This window comes from Candidatus Neomarinimicrobiota bacterium, assembly GCA_022560655.1.
Taxonomy (GTDB): Bacteria; Fidelibacterota; Marinisomatia; order SCGC-AAA003-L08; family TS1B11; genus JADFSS01.
Window position 1 is genome coordinate 1 of sequence record JADFSS010000045.1, and the last position, 17550, is coordinate 17550.

The 17550-nt window shown below is 60.0% G+C and carries 16 protein-coding genes; 7 read left to right on the forward strand and 9 right to left on the reverse strand.

From position 1 onward, the window contains the following. A partial coding sequence (locus tag IH971_07625) for a hypothetical protein (GenBank protein MCH7497702.1) occupies positions 1 to 971 on the forward strand: 971 nt, incomplete at its 5' end. A gap of 131 nt (positions 972 to 1102) precedes the next feature. Here IH971_07625 and IH971_07630 read toward each other — a convergent pair. From IH971_07630 to egtD, 3 genes are all read right to left on the reverse strand, one after another. Beyond that, on the reverse strand, positions 1103 to 2077 hold the full coding sequence (locus IH971_07630; GenBank protein MCH7497703.1) for an aldo/keto reductase: 975 nt from the start codon (positions 2075 to 2077) through the stop codon (positions 1103 to 1105). Between the two features lie 47 nt (positions 2078 to 2124). After that, positions 2125 to 2658 (reverse strand): O-acetyl-ADP-ribose deacetylase, encoded by a 534-nt coding sequence (locus IH971_07635; GenBank protein ID MCH7497704.1) that lies wholly within the window; start codon positions 2656 to 2658, stop codon positions 2125 to 2127. A 119-nt stretch (positions 2659 to 2777) separates the two neighbouring features. Then, entirely contained in the window at positions 2778 to 3794 is a 1017-nt protein-coding gene (gene egtD / locus IH971_07640) for an L-histidine N(alpha)-methyltransferase (GenBank protein ID MCH7497705.1), read from the reverse strand. A 144-nt stretch (positions 3795 to 3938) separates the two neighbouring features. Here egtD and egtB point away from each other — a divergent pair, with 144 nt between their 5' ends. The 4 genes from egtB to IH971_07660 all read left to right on the forward strand — a co-directional run bounded on the left by egtB (position 3939) and on the right by IH971_07660 (position 9707). After that, complete coding sequence (egtB, locus tag IH971_07645) at positions 3939 to 5228, forward strand: ergothioneine biosynthesis protein EgtB (protein ID MCH7497706.1); 1290 nt, start codon at positions 3939 to 3941, stop codon at positions 5226 to 5228. 14 nt (positions 5229 to 5242) lie between these two features. Then, a complete protein-coding gene (locus tag IH971_07650; protein ID MCH7497707.1) occupies positions 5243 to 6004 on the forward strand; it encodes an ATP-binding cassette domain-containing protein in 762 nt (253 codons plus the stop codon). Positions 6005 to 6819: 815 nt separating this feature from the next. Beyond that, a complete protein-coding gene (locus IH971_07655; GenBank protein MCH7497708.1) occupies positions 6820 to 7557 on the forward strand; it encodes an ABC transporter permease in 738 nt (245 codons plus the stop codon). A 92-nt stretch (positions 7558 to 7649) separates the two neighbouring features. Then, positions 7650 to 9707 (forward strand): dihydrofolate reductase, encoded by a 2058-nt coding sequence (locus IH971_07660; GenBank protein MCH7497709.1) that lies wholly within the window; start codon positions 7650 to 7652, stop codon positions 9705 to 9707. A 20-nt stretch (positions 9708 to 9727) separates the two neighbouring features. Here the strand turns inward: IH971_07660 and IH971_07665 are convergent, their stop codons facing one another. The 6 genes from IH971_07665 to IH971_07690 all read right to left on the reverse strand — a co-directional run bounded on the left by IH971_07665 (position 9728) and on the right by IH971_07690 (position 15692). Continuing rightward, complete coding sequence (locus tag IH971_07665) at positions 9728 to 10795, reverse strand: MBL fold metallo-hydrolase (protein MCH7497710.1); 1068 nt, start codon at positions 10793 to 10795, stop codon at positions 9728 to 9730. A gap of 135 nt (positions 10796 to 10930) precedes the next feature. Then, entirely contained in the window at positions 10931 to 11212 is a 282-nt protein-coding gene (locus IH971_07670; protein ID MCH7497711.1) for a hypothetical protein, read from the reverse strand. 230 nt (positions 11213 to 11442) lie between these two features. Beyond that, complete coding sequence (locus IH971_07675; GenBank protein ID MCH7497712.1) at positions 11443 to 12606, reverse strand: c-type cytochrome; 1164 nt, start codon at positions 12604 to 12606, stop codon at positions 11443 to 11445. A 291-nt stretch (positions 12607 to 12897) separates the two neighbouring features. Then, complete coding sequence (locus IH971_07680) at positions 12898 to 14085, reverse strand: hypothetical protein (GenBank protein MCH7497713.1); 1188 nt, start codon at positions 14083 to 14085, stop codon at positions 12898 to 12900. Positions 14086 to 14406: 321 nt separating this feature from the next. Beyond that, positions 14407 to 14991 carry a uracil-DNA glycosylase family protein gene (locus IH971_07685; GenBank protein MCH7497714.1) on the reverse strand — a complete coding sequence of 195 codons (585 nt, stop codon included), beginning with the start codon at positions 14989 to 14991 and terminating at the stop codon, positions 14407 to 14409. Between the two features lie 5 nt (positions 14992 to 14996). Next, complete coding sequence (locus IH971_07690) at positions 14997 to 15692, reverse strand: aspartate/glutamate racemase family protein (protein ID MCH7497715.1); 696 nt, start codon at positions 15690 to 15692, stop codon at positions 14997 to 14999. A 766-nt stretch (positions 15693 to 16458) separates the two neighbouring features. On the opposite strand from IH971_07690, the gene IH971_07695 reads away from it, so the two are divergent. Beyond that, positions 16459 to 16686 carry a hypothetical protein gene (locus IH971_07695; protein ID MCH7497716.1) on the forward strand — a complete coding sequence of 76 codons (228 nt, stop codon included), beginning with the start codon at positions 16459 to 16461 and terminating at the stop codon, positions 16684 to 16686. A gap of 59 nt (positions 16687 to 16745) precedes the next feature. After that, positions 16746 to 17303: an HNH endonuclease gene (locus IH971_07700; protein ID MCH7497717.1), complete on the forward strand. Its 558-nt coding sequence runs from the start codon at positions 16746 to 16748 to the stop codon at positions 17301 to 17303. Positions 17304 to 17550 lie beyond the last annotated feature (247 nt).

Genomic DNA, 17550 nt, shown 5'->3' on the forward strand with positions numbered 1-17550 from the left:
ACCTCTACAGTTGGCTCTACGGCGGCACACGGTTGGTGCTGGCCGAAAGTCGCGAGACGATCGTGCGCGATTGCCAATTGGCTCAGCCCACGGTGCTCAACGGCGTGCCGTATTTTTATCAGAAGATCGCTCAGCAGTTGCAGGCGGCTGGCGAAACCGGCAAGCGGGGGGCGATCCAGAAACTGTTGAGCGGGAACTTGAAACACTGCTTTTGCGGCGGGGCAGCGGTGGCTCCGGAAGTCGAATCGCTATTTGCGGAGCAGGGCTTGCAAATTACTGGCTGTGTCTCTAACGAATGCGCTATCGAAGTCGGCCGGTTGCTAGGTGCTCAGCTTATGTTAGTAGGTGCAATAAGCAAGTTTGGATCCACTTACAGCATTGACATTCGGATGATTGATGTAGAGACAGGCAGAATCACGGTATCAGTGCCCCTTGATTTTCGGGGCGAGTTTGGTCTACTTTTAACGAAAGGCGTGTCTGAGGTGGTCCAGCTTATAACGGGGGGAAGTATTCCAGACCTTGTCGAGACCACGTCTGAACCCACAGTGAAACTGCGAACCGAAGTTTTGAATACCGCCGTGGTGGAATTCCAGGAAAAAGGAAGTCTAGGTATAGAAGATGCCGGGACTATCGTAGCGGAGTGGATGAGCTCATCCCTTTACAGGACCGGGACTTTCAGCCTCTACGAACGTGTCCTGCTTCAGAAGGTGCTGGAGGAACAGGAATTGGGACTCACCGGCGCACTCGACGAGCAGACCACCGCTGAAATCGGTAAAGTTTACGGCGTGGAAGCCATTGTGACCGGGACCATCTCAAAGTTCGGTAATACCATCTCTGTCGTTGTGAAGCTCATCGACACGAATACCGCCAAGGTGATGGCCATAGCTGACGTCAAAACCGAAAGCTTGAGTACAATTCCGGACAAAATCGACGAGCTAGCCTGGGAGCTGGCGAAAGAGCCAGAGCCGTAAATGTGCCTTGTTGCCTGGTAGGTCCTGACGGTCCCCGCAGCCGTCAAGTGTACCTGCAGCTGGCCACCGCAGGCTGAGGGCTACACGACTCGCCGGGTTTGGCGGAGCGCCGGGGGGAGGGGGAGTCCAGCCTACCAGGCGTAGGCTTCGGGGGCCTGGCCGCCGGGACCGGGCCAAATATCGTCCAGCGAGGCGAGGGCCTGTTCGTCTAACTCGAGCTCCAGGGCCTGCAGAGCGCCGTCCAGCTGGGCCTGTGTACGGGGACCGATGATGGGGGCGGTTACCGTGGGGTTACGGAGCAGCCAGGCCAAAGCCACCTGGGCGGGCTCCGCGCCCAGTTCGCCACAGAGTTTTTCGTAGCGCTCCAATTGGGCCGTGTGCTTGGTCACCGCCTCCTGTAGTCTGGGCTCGGCCCGCCGCCCGCCGGATGCCGCTGGCCCAGGTGGCCCTGCCAGCAGCCCGCCGGCCAGAGGACTCCATGGAAGCAGGCCCAGACCAAACTCGCGGCAGGCTGGGATGACTTCCAGCTCAATGGTACGGGCACTCAAATTGTACAGGCTCTGCTCGGAAACGAGGCCCAGAAAGTGCCGACCGGCCGCGAGGCTGTTGGCCTGGGCGATGTGCCAGCCGGCAAAATTGCTACTGCCCACATAGAGCACCTTACCCTCCTGCACCAGCAGCTGCAGCGCCTGCCAGACCTCATCCCAGGGCGTGCCGCGGTCGATGTGGTGCAGCTGGTAGAGGTCGATGTGGTCGGTTTGCAACCGCTGGAGGCTTTGTTCGCAGGCCTGGCGGATATGGTAGGCCGACAGCCGGCCGTCGTTGGGGCCGTCGCCCATGCTGCCGTAGACTTTGGTGGCCAGCACGATCTGCTCGCGGCGGCCGCCCCCCTGGGCCAGCCAGCGGCCAATGATGGTCTCAGTGATGCCCGCACCCTTTTCCCAACCATAAACATTGGCGGTATCAATAAAGTTGATGCCCAGCTCCAGGGCCTGGTCCAGGATGGCAAAGCTGTCCGCCTCGCTGGCCTGGGGCCCGAAGTTCATGGTGCCCAGGCAGAGCCGGCTTACTTTTAGCCCCGAGCGCCCTAAGTGTACGTATTCCAAAAGTTAAGCTCCTGACTGATGTCGCCCGACTAGAGGCAGTGTGGCCCTCAAGGGGGTGTGTCGAGTTCGAATCCCCGCGCCTGGAGTTCCCGCTCATAAGCATCGAAAACGCCCGCGCTGAAGCAGACAAAACGGACCTCGCTCAGCGCCGACCCTGCCCCCGCGGCGGCGAGCAGGCCCGCTACTGTCCCGACGGCAATGGGAACCGCGCGAGCGATGGGGAAGCCGTAGGCGCCGGTGCTGATGGAGGGCAAGGCCAGGGAGGCCAGGCCGTGTTCGGCTGCCAGTTTCATGACGCTGCCATAGCAGGCGGCCAGCAGCTCCGGCTCACCCTCCGCGCCACCGTTCCAAACGGGACCCACCGTATGGATGACGAAGCGGGCCGGGAGCCGGTAGGCCGATGTGATGCGCGCCTCGCCGGTCGGGCAGCCGCCCAGCGTGCGGCACTCCTCCAGCAGCCGGGGACCGGCGGCGCGATGAATGGCGCCGTCAACGCCACCGCCGCCCAGCAGGGTTGGGTCGGCTGCGTTGACGATGGCATCCACCTGCTGCACCGTGATGTCGCCCCGAACCAGTGTGATGCCCACGTGAATTGCTCCTCCCGGCTGCGCGCGGCAGAGCCCGCAAACCGGAGCCCGAGCTTACGGACAAGGATGGGGGATAGTCAAACGCCGGCGACGCAGAGGGGTCCGGCTGCCGGTCAGGCCAAGCTCTCAGGGGCAGGACTGATGAGGTTCAGCGCAAAATAACCTTGCTGATCGGTCCACGTTCGCCGGATCCGGAGCTTGGCTGCCGTGCACAGCCTGGTGAGGCTGTCGAGGGTATATTTGTGGCTGCTTTCGGTGTGAATGGTCTCACCATCGGCGAAGGCGACAAGTTGGTCCAGGTCCTTGATGTAGACCGTCTGCTCGCCCTGGCTTTCGAGGTACATCTCCACTGCCTGATTTTCAGGATTCCAGACCGCCAGGTGCCGGAAGCGCTCGGGTACGAAGTTGGCGTGGAGCTCCCGGTTGAGGCGCACCAGAACGTTCCTGCTGAACTCGGCGGTAACCCCCTGTTCATCATCGTAGGCGCTCATCAGGACGGGGAGGGGTTTTACCAGGTCAACCCCCAGAAACAGCAGGTCCTCATGGATCATGGTAGTTCGGATTTGCTGGAGGAAGCTCACGGCTTCGGTAGGCGAAAAGTTGCCCAAGTTGGAGCCGAGGAACAGGTAGACCTTTTGGGGCCCCTGCCGCCGGGCCACCTCCTCGAGTCCCCGCTGGTAATCGCTGGCGATGGCGTGCACCTGCAGCTGGGGGTACTCTTTTACCAGCTGCCGCGCAGTGCGGTACAGCATGGAGCGGGAAATGTCGATGGGCCTGTAAACCGGGCGCCGCCCACGGGCGTAGAGGGCATTCAGGAATGTGCGTGTCTTGGTGGAACTGCCGCTGCCCAGCTCAATAAGCTGCAGCTGTTGGGCGCAATAGGAGGCCATCTCACCGGCATGGGCATCCAGAATGGCCTGCTCCGAGTTCGTGAGGTAGTACTCCGGCAACAGGCAGATGTCCTCGAAGAGTTTTGAGCCGCGCTCATCGTAGAGCAGGAACGCCGGGAGGGTCTTGGGCGTATGGGCCAGCCCGCTGCGAACCACATCGTGGACGGTTTCCAGGCGGTGGCTTGATGGCACTACCTGGACAGTGCAGCGCTCTTCGGAAATGGTTGTTTGCAGGGTCATAAGCTGGCCGGGGCTCCATCTTGTGGGCGGCCAAAATTATGAGGGTGGCGGAAGTGATGAAAGGGTAATAAATTGAGACATCTTCGAGGCGACACTCGTAGGGTTCGCCTGGCGACACCTGAAATCCGAAAACGAACTTCCGTCATGACCGATCCCCGCAAGACCGCCATCGAAGGAGACCTGACCGCGGCGCGGAACCTGATACTGAATCTGTGGAACCGGGTGCCAGACCGAGACCTCAACCGGACGCTGCACCCCGACTTTCGCCCCCTGCGGTGGCATCTGGGACACGTGGGCATGTATGAGTCGCGCTGGATTATCGAGCAGGCCCAAGGTGGGGCCTGCCCCGATCCTGAGTTGTGTTACCTGTTCTCAACGGAGAATCCCCAGAGCCGGCTGGAGGACCTGCCCCCGCGGGAGGAGGTACTGGCGTTCAGTACCAGAGTGCGAGAGCTGGCGCTGGAGTTTTTGGAGCGGGTAGACCTGGACGCGGCCAACCCCCTCACCCGCGACGGCTACGTATTTCAGAACGTAGTGACCCACGAATATCAACACGTCGAGACCATCGCCTATCAGCTGCAGATGCTGGAGCTGGACCTTTCCGCCGGCCATGACCTGGATGTTACCACGGAGGCGCCATCCGAGAACCGCGAAATTCACGTCCCGGCGGGTGAGCACGCCGTGGGCCGCATGCGGGCTGATCCGCTCTTCTCGTATGACAACGAGTGGCCGCGACACACGGTTCAGCTGGACGAGTTCCTGCTGGCTCAATACCCCTGCACCAATGCCGAGTTCCTTGAATTCGTTCTGGATGCGGGCTACCGGCGGAAGGAGTTTTGGAGCCCGGAGGGCTGGCAATGGAAGCAGCAGACCGGGGCGGTGCAACCCCTGTATTGGCGGGCAGAAGATGGGGCTTGGCGGCAGAAAACCATCACCGGCGAAATAGCCCTGCCCCGGGCCCACCCGGTCATGCTCATCGCCTATTATGAAGCGGAAGCCTATGCCCGCTACCGTGGCATGCGGCTGCCCACTGAGGCCGAGTGGGAGGTGGCCGCGGCCTGGGACCCGGACCGGGGGCGGCAACGGACCTATGCGTGGGGGGATGAAGCGCCCGATGCCGGTCGGGCCCGGTTTGGTCAGCCGCTGGGCTGGACCGTGCCGGTGGGCCAGGCAGGCAACGTCACGCCCAACGGCCTGCACGGCATGACCGGCAACATCTGGGAGTGGACCAGCACCCCCTTTGACGGCTACCCCGGCTTTGAGGCGTACCCCTATCCGGAGTACTCCCAGCAGTGGTTTGACGGCGAGCACCGGGTGGTGCGGGGCGGCTCATTCGCCAGCCAGGCTCCCATGCTGCGGGCCAGCTTCCGCAACTGGTTTTATCCCCGCACCCGGGAACGCTTTATCGGGGTGCGCCTGGCCAGGACCCCCTAGGTGCACTCGACAGCATGATCCAATTCTCAGCGGTGAGCATGTCCTATGGCGGCGCTCCCATCATCCGGGACCTGGACCTGGAGGTGGCGGCGGGCGAGACCGTTGTGCTCATTGGACCCAGCGGCGGCGGCAAGACGACCGCCCTGAAAATGGTGAACGGACTGGTGATGCCGACGGCGGGCCGGGTGGAGGTGAATGGCCGGCCGGTGGAGCGCTGGGACTTGCAGGCGCTGCGCCGGATCAGCGGCTACGTCATTCAGGAGGTGGGGCTGTTCCCCCACTGGACGGTGGCTCGAAATGTTGGCATATTGCCACGACTATCGGGTTGGGACGGGGGCAAGATTGCCCGCCGGGTGGACGAGCTGCTGGCGCTGGTGGAACTCAATCCGGCGGAATACGGCCGCCGCTATCCACACGAGCTGTCCGGCGGGGAAGCGCAGCGCGTGGGGGTCGCACGCGCACTGGCGCTGAAGCCTGCCATCCTGCTCATGGACGAACCTTTCGGCGCCCTCGACCCCCTGACCCGCGCCCAGCTGCAGGAGGAACTGCTCCGCATCCTGGGGGAATTGAACGTGGCTACGCTGTTGGTAACCCACGACCTGGCCGAGGCGTTCAGGCTGGCCGACCGGGTGGCGGTGCTGGTAGCGGGGCGACTGGAACAGGTGGACACCCCCCAGCGCATGCTCGCGCAGCCCGAATCAGCTTTTATTCGCCGCCTGCTGGCCGCCGAACTCATCGGCGCCAAGCCCAGTGGCGGTGGGAAAGAACAGCCGTGAGGACCAGACGCGTAAGCGTCCAGCGCCGGCCCTGTGGGGTGTTCCGTCACCTGGTAGCGGGGCTTATCGCCATCCTGGGATTGGGCTTTGCGCAGCTGCGGGCGGAGACGATCACCATAGGCAGCAAATCGTTCACCGAGTCCTATGTGCTGGCGGAACTCATGGCCCAGCTCATCGAGGCCGAGACCGGCCTGGAGGTGGATCGGCGCTTCGGCATGCAGGGCACCTTCACCAGTTTCAACGCCCTCAGTTCCGGCTCCATCGACCTGTACCCCGAGTATACCGGCACCGGCGCCCTGGCGATTCTCAAGTCCACCGATCCCGCCGACCAGGGGCTGGATTCCCTGCGGGCCAAGTTTCGCCGCCGCTGGGGTATTACCTGGCTGGAGCCGTTCGGCTTCAATAATAGCTGGGCGCTGGTGGTGACGCGCAGCGTGGCCGAGGCCCGCGGTCTGGCGACCCTATCCCAGCTGGCCCGGGAGCCAGGGATGCGGGGAGCGTTTACCCACGAATTCATGCGGCGGGTCGACGGCTATCCGGGTATGGTGGCGGCCTACGACCTGCGGTTGACCGAGGCCCGCGGTATCCAACACGTCCTGGCCTATGACGCGCTGCAGGCCGGTCAAATTGACGTGATGGACGCCTACGCCACCGATGGGGAGATCGCCCGGTACGACCTGGTGGTGCTGGAGGACGACCGGAACTTTTTTCCGGAGTATCTGGCGGCCCCCCTGATCCGGGAGGCAACGCTGACCCGGCACCCGGAGCTGGCCACGGTGCTCAACCGTTTCGCCGGGCAAATCAGTGACGGGCAAATGCAGGCCCTGAACCACCGGGTTGCGCTGGCCGCCGATGACTACCCAGCGGTGGTGGCGGCCTTCATCAGGGAGCGGGCTGGATCCGTCTCAGACCGGCCGGCGGACAGCCGGGCGAGCCGATCCCCGCTGGTCAGGCAGACCCTCAGACACCTGCTGCTGATGGGCATCGCCGTGGGGCTGGCCGTGATCGTGGCGGTGCCGGTAGGCATAATGCTGGTGGGCCACAAGCGCGCGGCGGGTATCGTTTTGGGCCTGGCAGGGGTGGTGCAGACCATCCCGTCCATCGCCATGCTGGGATTCATGATCCCGCTGCTGGGCATCGGCGTGGTGCCAGCCATCGCCGCGCTGTTCATATATGGCCTGCTGCCCATTCTCCGCAATACGTACACCGGCATCCGGGACATCTCCCCCGCCCTGCGGGAAGTGGCCGCCGGCCTGGGGCTGGAAGGCTGGCGACGGTTGCTGTGGCTGGAACTGCCCCTGGCCGCGCCGGTCATCTTTGCGGGGATCCGCACCGCTGCCGTGATATCGGTGGGGACGGCAACGCTGGCGGCCTTCATTGGAGCCGGCGGACTGGGGGAGCCTATCGTTCAGGGACTGTCGTTCAACTCGCCCCGCATGATCCTCTCCGGGGCCGTGCCGGCTGCGGTGCTGGCCATGGTTGTGGATACCGCTCTGGGCTGGCTGGAGCGGCGACAACTGACCGGGCTGACCGGTGGGAAGGCCAAGGCCTAGCGCCAAGCATGAGCCTGCATCTGGCCAGCAGCTCATGGCAGCCGTACATTTCAGCCCCCTGCAACCAGCTTATCATGGCGACAAATAACCTCATGAAAAGGTGCCTGCTGATGACCGCACGTAAAATGATGCTGATTGCGACGACACTGGGCTTGCTGATCATGTCCGGATGCTCGTCCAGGGAACAGGATTTCAAATATCAGACGGAGCAGTTTGCCGATCTGTACATCGCCCGCTACCGGGTGCCCGGCTTTGAGCAGCTGCCCATCGAGCAGAAAAAGCTGCTCTACTACCTGTACCAGGCGGCGCTGTCGGGGCGCGATATCTACTACGATCAGAACTACAAGTACAACTTGCTGGTGCGACGCACACTGGAGGCCATTGTCAACGGGTACGATGGTGATCGCTCCAATGAGGATTTCGGCAACTTCATGGTTTATGCCAAGCGCGTCTGGTTTTCCAACGGCATCCACCACCACTACGCCAGCACCAAGCTCGAGCCAGGGTTCTCACGCGAATATTTTGCCGGGCTGGCCCGTGCCGTGCCGGCGGAGTCGCTCCCGCTGAAAGCGGAACAGTCCGTGGAGGAGCTGCTTGAGTTTCTGGCCCCAATTCTGTTCGATCCTACCGTGGCGGCTAAAAAAGTGAACCTCGAGCCCGACGTAGACCAGATTGCCACCTCGGCGGTGAACTTTTACGAAGGCGTCACGCAAGCGGAGGTGGAAGCCTTCTACGGCCGGCTGATCGACAAGAACGATGCCACACCGATCTCCTACGGCCTGAATTCCAAGCTGGTCAAGATAAATGGCCGTATTGAGGAGCGGGTCTGGAAGGTGGGCGGCATGTATGGAGCGGCCCTGGAGCAGATCGCCCTGTGGCTGGAAAAGGCCAGCATGGTGGCAAGCAACGTCCAGCAGAAGGAGGCTCTGGAACGGCTCATCGCCTACTACAAATCCGGCGACCTGGCTGAGTACGATGCCTATAGCATCGCCTGGGTGCAGGATGTGTCCGCCCCCATCGATGTGATCAGCGGCTTTATCGAAACGTACGATGACCCCCTCGGCTACCGGGGATCATTCGAGTCGGTGGTGCAGCTGAAGGATGCCGACGCCACGCGGCGCATCGACGCCATCGGAGCTGAAGCGCAATGGTTTGAGGACAACTCCCCCATCATGGAGACGCACAAGAAACCGGATGTCAAAGGCATTACCGCCAACGTCGTCAACGTTGTCGTTGAGGTGGGGGACGCTTCACCCTATTCACCCATCGGCATCAACCTCCCCAACCCGAGCTGGATCAGGAAAGAGCACGGCTCCAAGTCGGTAAGCCTGGGGAATATCATGGATGCCTACGCCGAAGTGGCCAAGGGCAACGGATTCCTCGAGGAGTTCGGCTATTCCGCCGAGGAGATCAGGCGCGCCAACGAATGGGGCACTCTGGCGGACAACCTGAGCACGGACATGCACGAAGTCATCGGCCATGCATCGGGCCAGCTGGAGCCGGGCGTGGGAACGCCACGGGAAACGCTGAAGAGCTATGCCGCGGTGCTGGAAGAGGCCCGGGCCGACCTGGTGGGCCTCTACTACATCCTGGATCCCAAGCTGATCGAGATTGGCGTCATGCCGTCGCTGGACGTGGGCAGGTCAGATTACGATAGCAACATCCGCAACGGCCTCATGACCCAGCTGACACGCATCGTAGCGGGTGCAAACCTGGAGCAGACGCACATGCGCAACCGGCAGCTGGTGGCGGCCTGGGCGTTCGAGAAGGGGCAGGCGGACAACGTGATCGAGCGGGTCGTGGAGCAGGGGAGGACCTACTTTGTCATCAGGGATTACCAGCGCCTGCGCACGATATTCGGTCGTCTGCTGCGCGAAGTTCAGCGCATCAAATCACAGGGCGACTACGAAGCCGCCAGGCAGCTCGTGGAGACCTACGGAGTCAAGGTCGACCCCCAGCTGCACGCGGAAGTGCTTGAGCGCTACGAAAAATTGGGCATCGCCCCCTACGGCGGGTTCATCAACCCCAGGCTGACTGCGGTGATGAAAGGGGACGACCTGGTGGACGTGGAGATTTCCTACCCCGATGACTTCAGTGCGCAAATGCTGGAATACGCCCGGGAGTACTCCTTCCTGCCCACCTACAATTGAGCCGGCCTGCAAGCGCCGCATCAGGGCGTCGCCGGGGCAACCGCTGCCGTCACGGGGAAGAGGTAGGTCGCCATGGGTAGCGGCACCAGCCAGCGGCTGTCCTCCGGGAGCTGCCCGTCAATGTAGTCCACGAAGGCGCGCAGCCGGGTGGTGTAAAATAGGGCCCGCGGGGGCTTGAGGGCCGAGCGGAAGAAATTCTCCCAATGCCCCAGGATCACATGGCGAGGCCGCATGCTTTGCAGCAGGGCGCCAGGGTAGTCCGTTACCTGGAACCAGGCGCCTACCGCAACGATAGCCAGATCGACACGGTGGCTATCCGTTAGAACAAATTCGGGCGGGGCCCCCAGAGGGAAATGGCTGGTGGCGTCTTGGTAGTGCACCCGGAAATCAACGTGGCCGTCAGCGGCGAGAAAGTCGATGAGGTAGGCCAAGGTCTGTCCCTCCCGCCAGCCCCAGGATCGGCGGGGGGCATGCTTCAGGCCGCCACGCACCTCCCCCTGCATTAAGTGCAGGCCCCAGGAATGGGGGCCATGGTCCGACTCGATGGCCATGAAACGGATGGTGCTATCACCCAGGTAAATCCACTCGCCCGGCTGCCCATCACGGGCAAGCCCGGGGCCCAGAACTCGCATCCGGCCAGCCAGAGACGGATCTGCGGCGACAACAATCCGGCCGACCGACGCACTGCCATAAATAGTGGCCTGCGGATGAAATCGGGCGGCGATGTAAGGCACGTCGAGGAGATGGTCATAGTGGGCATGCCCAACCAGAATGGCTTGCACGTCAGCGCCGTTGGCGTGAGGGTGCAGCTGGTCAATGCGGGCCGTCCGGGGGGCGATCCGGCCAAAAGCGACGCGGAGCAGGCCGGGGTTAGAATAGAGCGGAGCCGTGAGGAGCGCGTTATCGCCGCGACGAAAGAGGTAGCCGCCGGTGCCCAGGTACTGGACTTGTATGACGTCCCGGGTGGCTGATTCCGCAAGCAGGTAATCGGGAGCTCCGGGAGCGGGCCGGATCGATCCAGTGGCCGCACAACCCGCTGCCAGGAGCAGGATGCCGCACGTGGCGCTGATGCGTGTCAACGTTGACACTATTGGATGCCGCACCGTCTGCATATGCGCAGTACGGCCTTGATGTTTGGCGTCGATGGACCCGGTCCGTGCGGAGAGAGGCCAGCTGGGGGCGTTCAATGTCCCTGAATTGAATCCAGGGATCAAGCTAGTATTTTATTCCTCCTCGGTTTCCATGTCGTCATCAGCGTCCATCTCGTCCATGTCATGCCCGGACTCCATGCTATCCTCCAACATGATACCTTCCTCTGCGGCGGGCTCCTCTGCGGCGGGCTCCTCTGCAGCGGGTTCCACTGCGGCGGGCTCTTCTGCGGCGGGTTCCTCCGCGGCGGGCATGGTCATCTCCTCGTCGCCAGCACTGGGCGCCATGTAGCAGGAAGCGGCCCCTACAAGGGCAACACTGAGGATCGCGGCGCGAAACAGGTTCAACTTAGCCATCGTCTTGGCCTCCCGATATTTAAAGCCTGAAATTGACAGGAAAAGTTACCAAGGCGAGCAGCGGAAAGAAATCGCTTTCGGACCGGAAGTTGGCCCTGCGGCCGGTGAGTCACCCCCGGGCAGTTCATGTGCGCAACACCTGCGGACGTAAGGCGGGGCGCGGCTCAGGGGATGGGCCATTCCGCCAACGCTGCCCCAATTTCAAAAGTTCTGGCCTGGATTCGGCCTTCTTAGGGGGCACTCCCTTTCAGGGTCTGTAGATAAGTGATCAAGTCCGCCATCTGCTGAAAGGAGAGGATTTCGACGTAATTGGTTGGCATTTTGGAAAGTTCGCTGACTTCGACCCGGGTGACCCGCTCCTTGGGCAGACGTTCGAGGCGCTCTGGCGCCACCAGGATTTCGACCTCCGCGTCGGTGTTTTTCCGCAGGAAACCCTCAACCGTCTCTTCCAAGGCAAACACATCATCCTCATCAGGCACAAGATAGACGGTGGCGTAGTGCCACTCTTTGCCGATTTCTGCATTCGGATCCACTAGCGACTCGGCTAGCCAGGTCCAGTTGTGGTAGGCCCCGATTTGGGTCAGATCCGGGCCAACGGAAACGGCTTTCTGGGCACCCACGGTATGGCAGCTGTTGCACCCGACCTCTTGGAACGCCGCTTTCCCACGCTCGGCATCACCGCGCCGAAAAGGATTCATGGCCGGCAAGGTCGCCAGTTTCTCATTGTTGAGGTTAATCGCCCAGGTATCGACCTCTCCGCCCTGACTCTGGAGATAGGCAATCACGGCGGTGAGCTCTTTCGCATCCAGATCGATGGGGGGCTGGTATACAGTCGCCATAGCATTGGTGTAGCCTTCCACGAGGTAGGCCTCTGGCTCCATGAGCGACTGGACCAAGTATTCTGTCGCCGCGCCCAGGCCTAGCTTCTGAGCCTGGATGCGGGCCCGAAATCCGATATCGCTCAGATCGGGGCCGCGCAGCCCCTCGCCGCGCTCGCCCATGCGGTGGCATTGATAGCACTGGGCTCTGTCCCAGAACAGCGTCTCACCGATTTTCACGATGGGGGGCAGCACCTTGACGGACGCTACTAACCGCTTCTCTTCTTCCGTTAACTCAAAGGAGCCAGTCGTGGAGATTTTACCCTTCATCCCGCCGTGAATGGTGCAGTAAACCGTGAACAGGCCTTGTTCCTGGAAAGGTATCACAATCGAATCGCCCGGCAGGAGTGTGGTGGCCGGATATACCACCACGTTGGGGTTGGCCGTGCGGACAATGTAGACGTCGTGCTTGAACGGATCTTGGTTGATGAACGTCAGCGTATCGCCGGCTTGCACCAGGAGCCGGTCCGGGTTGAACTCGATACTGCGCAGTTTGATGATCTGGCCTGCTGCCAAATCCTGGGCCGAAGCCCGAAGCCCGAAGAATACCGGGAGTAAAAGAACCCCAACAGCGGGCAAGAAGTATAAAAGTCGACTAATTAAGAACATATCGGTCCCGGGCAAGGTCCGGGAGTTCCCGTCTCCAGCGAGCTGAAAGGTGACTCAAAAATGGCCGGTGACTAATGAGCCCTGAATACGGGATTCCCCCGGAAAAAGTTCACCAGGTATCAAGCCAGGCCCGAAAAAATGGCTTTTGGTCTGTTACCCCTCTCCCGGACTACCCGCCGGGAAAGGAACTCTCCATGCTTATCGGCTCGCTTCCATCTCAATATTGCCGAACATAATATGTATGAACGGCATACCGTACATCTTGCCTTCATCCCCCTCCTTTAAATCCATGGTGGCATGGATTACGTGCTCTTTGGTGCGACCCATCATCGCTTTAATTTCCTTGAGCACGGCCAGGCGTGCCTTGCGTTCACGCCGAGGCAGCTTCTTGGCCGCTTTCGTATCCGCTTCGAGGTGCTTTTTGACATATGGGAAGGGCATGAACATCGTTTTCAGCGGCGATTCCACCAAGCCCTTGCCTGGAACGGGCTTGTATTTCGGGATCATCAGGTGCATTGTTATTCCTTGGGGCGGGTCACCTATGCCACCGTCAAACTGTAATTTCCAGCCTTCGCCGCGGACAATCTCCGTCACCATCACATGGATCATGTGATTCTCGTTGATCAGCTCTCCATTCCTGTAGATATTGCCAAGACCCCAGAAGGCCACATAAGTGAATTCCGTGGGCATCAAGCGGGTCCCGATACCGGTAACTCCATGTATTAAGTGGTTGGTCACGACGCCGCCAAAGAATGGGAATGCCATGCCGTGTGCCAGTGGCTTATTGCTTGTGACCCGGTACTTATTGCCATCGGGTAACTCGAATGTCGCCTCGAAGTCAATTTTATCTTTTGTTCGGTCACCATCGATAGCGGTGGCATCGACAACCGTCATGTTGACACTGCCCACTCCGACCTCGCGCCAGTCACTGAACGGGGTGGCATGATCCACAAAAGTATATTTCCCATCGAGACTCTTACGCAGATCTTGTGCAACTCCCAGCAGCGGAAAGGGCGCCGGATCAAACCCGACCGGGTTATCCGGGGTCCCGAAGACAGAAGGATCCAGGAACCGCGGCCCGGGAAGGACTAATCGCGTACTGCCATTTTCCTGGGATACCGTAACGGTTAGTGGTCCACCCAGTAAATCGGGGGGATTGGCGCGCATGGCATGGCCCATGGTATAAGCGTGCAGGCCCGGCGCCGGCGTGCCCATCGGCTTCTGTGCCATAACCTCCCCGCTGATTGCCATAAGAAACACCAGCCCTGCAGAGACAATCATGTGGTTTGAGATACTAGATGTCTTGGGTTTTATCGTATTCATATTGTAGACCTCCTGTATTCCTGAAACAATTTGCTCTTTATAGCCGACTGCGCCCCAATTCATCTCAGCCTTCTAACTATGAATAAGTCGCCCTAGGGCACCATAGCGGCCGTATTTACATTTACATATTAGGTTAATTCTCTCCCGAGGACTGTCCAAGACCTGACAAAAAAAACAGGCGCAGGAATAACCGGTGACCAGGATCACGAGCCAACCGCTGCGTCCATTTCAAAAATTTCCGGGGGAACGACAGCTGGACGCCTGGCTGCTGTACGATTGCCAGGGCCCGAAGCCCGGGCCGGGGCCGTCTGACAACTGACAAAAAGGTATAATTAATGGGTCTATTTCTGTCCCCACAAGTGGATTTCTACCCGGCCTGGAATACTAATCCGCCGGCAGATATGCAGCTACAGTCTCCCGCAGGGCCGGCAGGCATTCGCTGAAAAACCAGGGCCGGTCCTGGAGCCACTTCCGGTTGCGCGGGGAGGGGTGGGGCAGCGGGAAGTAGCCCTGCTTCAGGAGCTCGCGCCAGCGGGCCACCACCGCCGACACACTTTCCCGCGTCCGGAGGTAGTAGGCCTGGGCATAGCGCCCCACCAGCAGGGTCAACTCGGGGTGCAGGTAGTGCTGAAAGCGCGGGTGCCAGGTGGGTGCGCAGATGGGTGGCGGTGGCCGGTCCCCCTTGCCCGGATCGGTGCCGGGGTAGCACAGGGCCGTGGGCAGGATGGCCAGGAAGCTGGGGTTGTAGAACTGCTCCCGGGAGACCCCCAGCCACTGCCGCAGGTTGTCGCCGCTCACATCAGTGAAGGGTTGGCCCGATGCGTGCACCCGGCGACCCGGGGCCTGGCCCACCAGGAGGAGTCTGGCGGCGGGATCAACCTGGAAGACAGGGCGTGGTTCGTGATCGAAATAGCGCCCCTGGCAGAGGCGGCAAGCGCGCACTTCGCGGGCGAAGGCCTCGTAAGGCAGGGTGCTCAAGCTGCCAGCGCCCAATCAACCAGTGCCCGGGCGTGGATTGCGGTGGTGTCGAACAGCGGCACCGCGCCATCCCCCGGCTGCACCAGCATGGAAATCTCCGTGCACCCCAGGATGATCCCTTCGGCGCCCTGGCTTGCCAACCGCTCCATGATAGCCAGATAGGCCTGCCGGGATTCGTCCAGCAGGCGGCCGTGGATCAGTTCCTCATAGATGATGCGGTGCAGCGTCGCTCTGTCCTGCGCTGGGGGAATCAGCACTTCCAAACCGGCTTGAGAGGTCAGCCTGCCACGGTAATACTCGTGTTCCATGGTGTAGCGGGTGCCCAGAAGGCCGACGCGTTTGAGGCCGGCCCTGCCCACCACCTCCGCCGTGGCATCGGCAATGTGCAGGAGGGGCAGGGGAACGACGGCTTCCACCTGCGAAACCGCCCGGTGCATGGTGTTGGAACCTATGGCGACGCACTGGGCGCCACCCCGTTCCAACTGTTGGGCCGCAGCCACCATGATGGCCGCCGCGTCCTCCCAGCGGTCCTGGTTCTGGAGGAGCTCCAACTCGTGGAAATCGACACTCAGCATGAGGAGTTTAGCTGAGTGGCTGCCCCCCAGGCGGCTGTGCACCTCCTGGTTGATGAGTCGGTAGTATTCCGCGGAGGACTCCCAGCTCAGGCCACCGATGAGTCCAATGACTTTCATGGTCACAATCGGTGTCGCTTTCGTCTACCTCCTGATACATAGACTTCGCCGGATCTCGGCCGGGGCTGACAGAGATATGGCGATTGAGATTGAGGAGTACGATCGCCGGAGAACACCATCCCGAGCATGCGACTCAACTACTCTACCTCCGTATTCAAACCGCCTGGCAGGATAAACATAGAGTTTTTAACTCGGAATTTTTGGATGGCTGATCCTCGGTCGAATTTGACCCTGATCCTGTACCTACCGTCAAAAAAGCCGCCATCTGGAATAATGGATATGTCTGGTGTGTTGTTCGCTCTAACCAACGTGAGAAAATCTGAGGAAGACGAATCATCACCCTGAATGGCAATCCTTGATTCCAACGGTCGCCATCTCATGTTTTCTCTTCTGAGAACTTGTGGCCAGTACATGGTGCGATTGTCCCTCGAAGTAATCCTCAAACTAATCTCTTTCAATGATGCTTGATACACTCCCAGCGATGGCTTGCCGCTCAACTAATTCTTCGCAAGAAACATTACCGTGAGCCCAGTGAATAGAGCAGTCGCCCCGATGAATATGTTCCCTAGATCAAGCCACCCCGGCATGGGGGAAGTTAGTAGGAACCCCGGCTGATGGGAGGGCAGAACTGGCCCGCATCGAGCTCCTGGCACCTAGCCGCCGCGGCGGAGGGGAGCACTGGGGTGTGCCTACAGGGGAGAAACGCGCTCAGGGGACAGCCTGGGGAGCAAATTTCAAGAGATTCGGATATGGGAGGGGGGGGATGATGACAAACCTTAAGATGGTTCCGCTGCTAGTGGATAGAAGCGCGATCGACCTGAAGCATGATTTAGGGCGCAATCTTATGGATTCCCCTATTGGCGATGTGCGGGGCCTGCCGCCAGGAAACCATTACTTTCAGGCTTTGGCGAATAGTAGTAAGGTTGTCATCGCTAACTTTCCCAACGATGACCGCAATGAGATGTATCCGCAGATCGAATGTGAGCCGGCATAGAGTAGAAGCAGTGAAACAGAAAGGCGCTCAGATGCGACGGAATTAGCAGGATCATACTTATGCTTGATTTCATAGTAGGTGCCCTATTCCTCGGGATTGTCATATGGATTGCCATGCAATTATTTACCCCGCGGCGAAAATGTGACTACTGTGGTGAGCGGCATCCCGGAAAATATCTGTATTGGAATCTTGAACTCGGCAAAGATTATAGCTTTGATAATAACCTTGTATTTGGGCGACAACAGTGCCTAAAAGATTGGAGATCCGAGAACTACTTTTGTGCTCAGTGCAATAACCATCATCCCTGGTCACAGAGAGTTCTTTCCCACAAATTCAAGAGGGATACTTACTACTTCTGCTCTCCCAGCTGTCAAGCCACTTGGCAAGGGAGAAATCCTGATAAATATTATGAAGGTCATGTTCGGCACAGTATTCCGACTGATCTAAGAAAAATAATTTGGAAGAGGGATAAGGGAAGATGCGTAAAATGTGGAAGCGAGAATGAACTGCACTATGATCATATCATACCTCTCTCTAAGGGCGGGTCTTCCACCGAAAATAATCTGGAACTGCTATGCCAGACATGCAATCTGAGTAAATCTGATAAGGTTGAGTGATGCTGAGCGCGATTTCGCGGGTGGAATGGGAAGGATTGCGCTGCAATTGCAGGTTAATTGAAGGATCTACTCCATGTTATGACGGGGAGTCGCCCTTACTAGGCGGTGGGCATTAGGACCCCGGGCAGTTAGTGAGATGGTTCTTGATTACGGGGCGGAAGCAGAATCCTTGCCGCGCCGGATAATCCAGCTCCTAATAAGGTCGTAAACATGGACGTGCGAAGATGTTGTGTTAATTCTTTTTATT